General features: G+C 70.8%; 2 protein-coding genes. Both read left to right on the forward strand.

Features of this window, described 5'->3' with window-relative positions; genetic code table 11:
* The coding region (locus tag AAW14_RS39070; RefSeq protein ID WP_265569220.1) for an SDR family NAD(P)-dependent oxidoreductase at positions 1 to 2818 on the forward strand (2818 nt) is incomplete at its 5' end.
* Between the two features lie 46 nt (positions 2819 to 2864).
* A partial coding sequence (locus AAW14_RS39075; protein ID WP_265569221.1) for a beta-ketoacyl synthase N-terminal-like domain-containing protein occupies positions 2865 to 3255 on the forward strand: 391 nt, incomplete at its 3' end.

The raw sequence follows: 3255 nt of genomic DNA on the forward strand, positions 1-3255 counted from the left end.
GAAGCTGGTCTCTGCCCGCGCCCGGCTGATGCAGGCCCTGCCCGAAGGCGGCGCGATGGTCGCCGTGCAGGCCACCGAGGACGAGGTCCTTCCCCACCTCACCGAGAACGTCGGTATCGCGGCCGTCAACGGACCGCAGTCCGTGGTGGTTTCCGGCGCCGAGGAGGCTGTGCTGGCGATCGCGCAGGCGTTCGCGCGGCAGGGCCGCAAGACCTCCCGGCTGAAGGTCAGCCACGCCTTCCACTCGCCGCTCATGGACCCCATGCTCGACGAGTTCGCGCAGGTCGTCCGAGGGCTGGTCTTCAACGAGCCCCGGATTCCGGTGGTGTCGAACCTCACGGGCCAGGTCGTCGAGGCGTACACCGCCGACTACTGGGTCCGCCACGTCCGTCAAGCTGTCCGCTTCGCCGACGGAATCCAGACCCTGCACGACCTGGGCGTGAGCACGTTCGTCGAGGTCGGACCCGGCGGTGTGCTGAGCGGCATGGTCCAGGGCTGCCTGGACAGCCCAGCGACCGTTCCGGTGCTGCGCGCGGACCGTCCGGAGCGGCAGGCGCTCATCACGGGCCTCGCGCAGCTGCACACGCGTGGAGTTCCGGTGGACTGGAGAGCGTTCTTCCCCGGTGGCCGGACGGTCGATCTGCCGACGTACGCGTTCCAGCACGAGCGGTACTGGGTGGAGGCGCCGGAGCCGGTCGCCCCGGTGGCCGATCCGGTGGACGCGGAGTTCTGGGAGACCGTGGAGCGCGAGGACCTGGAGACCCTCGCCGGGACGCTGGACATTCGCGCCGACGACTCGTTCAGCGAGGTGCTGCCCAGACTCTCCTCGTGGCGGCGGCAGCGGAAGGAACAGTCCGAGGTGGACAGTTGGCGCTACCACGAGACGTGGAAGCGGATCCCCGACCCCAACGGCACGCACCGCACCGGCACATGGCTGGTCCCGGTCAGCGCGGCGCTACTCGACGAGGAGTGGGTGACCGCCTGCCTGCGCGGACTGACCGACCGGGGGCTGGCTCCGCTTCCGGTCCCGGTCGAGCCGGTCGCCGACCGGAAGTCCCTGGCCGGCCAACTCGCCCAGGCCGCGGGGACGAAGACCGTAGCCGGCGTGCTGTCGTTGCTCGCCATCGACGGCTCGCCCGCCCCGACGGCCGGACTGACCAACGGTGTAGCCCTGTCCGTACTGCTCGTCCAGGCACTGGGCGACGCGGGCATCGACGCCCCGTTGTGGTGCGCGACCCGCAACGCGATGGGCGTCGGCCCCGCCGAGCCGGCGGACCCCGACCAGTCCGAGGTGTGGGGGCTGGGCCGGGTGGCCGCGCTCGAGCACTCGCCGCGCTGGGGCGGTCTGGTCGACCTCCCGGAGACGATCGACGGCCAGGTTGCCGCCCGCCTCGCCGGAGTGCTGGGGCAGTCGGCCGAGGACCAGGTGTCCGTCCGTTCCGAGGGTGTGTTCGTCCGTCGGCTGTCCCGCGCCGCCGTCGGCCACAAGGGCCGTACGTGGTCGCCGCGTGGCACGGTGCTGATCACCGGTGGTACGGGTGCGCTGGGCGGCCATGTCGCGCGCTGGCTGGCGGGTGCGGGTGCCGAGCATCTGGTGCTGACGAGTCGTCGGGGCATGGACGCTCCGGGTGCCGGTGAGCTGAAGTCGGAGCTGGAGGCGCTGGGTTCACGCGTGACCGTCGCCGCCTGTGACGTGGCCGACCGGGACGCTCTGCGCGTACTGCTGGACGAGCACCCCGTCAACGCCGTCGTGCACGCGGCCGGCACCGCCGAGGCGGGCATGCTCGCCGACACCACCCTGGACGACTTCGCGGCCACGGTCTCCGCGAAGGCCCTCGGGGCCCGGTACCTGGCCGAACTGCTCGGCGAGCAGGAACTGGACGCCTTCGTCCTCTTCTCCTCCATCTCCGGTGTCTGGGGCAGCGGCGGCCAGGCCGCCTACGCGGCGGCCAACGCGTTCCTGGACGGCCTGGCACGGCACCGCCGATCCCGCGGCCTCGCCGCGGCCGCGATCGCCTGGGGCCCATGGGGCGAGGGCGGGATGGTCGCCGACACCGGGGACGAGGAGCGGCTGCGGCTGCGCGGCCTCAACGCGCTGCGGCCGCACCAGGCGGTCTGCGCGCTGCAGTCCGCACTGAGCGGCGGTGACATCACGGTCACCGTGGCGGACGTCGACTGGGAGCGCTTCGTCGTCCCGTTCTCCCTCAGCAGGCCCAGCGCGCTGCTGGGCGAGCTGCCCGAGGTCAGGAACGCACTGGCCGAGGAGCTCACCGAACAGGCCGACGAACCGTCGGCCCTGCGGGAGAAGCTCTCCGGGTTGTCCGAGGGCGAGCAGCAACGGCTGCTCGTGGACACGGTATGCGCCCACGCGGCGGCTGTGCTCGGCCACAGCGACTCTTCGGCGGTGGAGGCGGACCTGCCGTTCCGGGACCTCGGCTTCGACTCTCTGACAGCGGTCGAGCTGCGCAACCTGCTCACCGTCGACACCGGCCTGACCCTGCCCGCGACGCTGGTCTTCGACTACCCGACATCCGAGGCCATCGCCCGCCACCTGCGGGCCGAACTCGCCGACGAGGAGGGCTCTTCCGAGGTCTCGGTCTTCAGCGAACTGGACCGGCTGGAGTCGGTTGTCTCAAAAGTGTCCTCCGCCGAGGAGACGGTCCGGTCGGGCGTGCGCCGGCGACTGCAGGAACTGCTGTCCCTGGTGAACTCCACGGACGGCCGGGGCGAGAAGCCCGCCGACGCCCAGCGGAAGCTCGAGGACGCCACGATCGACGACATCTTCGACCTGGTCGATCAAGATCTGGGGAATTCCTAGTTCCTGGCCCTCTACCTTCGACAACAGCCAAGGACGGATGGGGCGGATGAGCAGCAACGAAGACAGGCTCCTGGAATATCTCAAGCGGGTCACCGGGGACCTTCGCCAGGTACGGGAGCGCCTGCGCGAGGCCGAGGAGAAGAACCAGGAACCCATCGCGATCGTGGGGATGGCGTGCCGGTATCCGGGTGGGGTGCGGTCGCCGGAGGATTTGTGGCGGCTGGTGTCCTCCGGCGGGGACGCGGTGGGGGAGTTCCCTGTGGACCGTGGCTGGGACGTGGAGGGGATCTTTGATCCGGATCCGGAAGCGTCGGGGAAGACGTATACGCGGCGGGGTGGATTCCTCTATGAGGCGGGGGAGTTCGATCCGGGGTTCTTCGGGATCTCGCCGCGTGAGGCGGTGGCGATGGATCCGCAGCAGCGGTTGCTGCTGGAGA

Source organism: Streptomyces hygroscopicus (genome assembly GCF_026168105.1).
GTDB lineage: Bacteria > Actinomycetota > Actinomycetes > Streptomycetales > Streptomycetaceae > Streptomyces > Streptomyces hygroscopicus_D.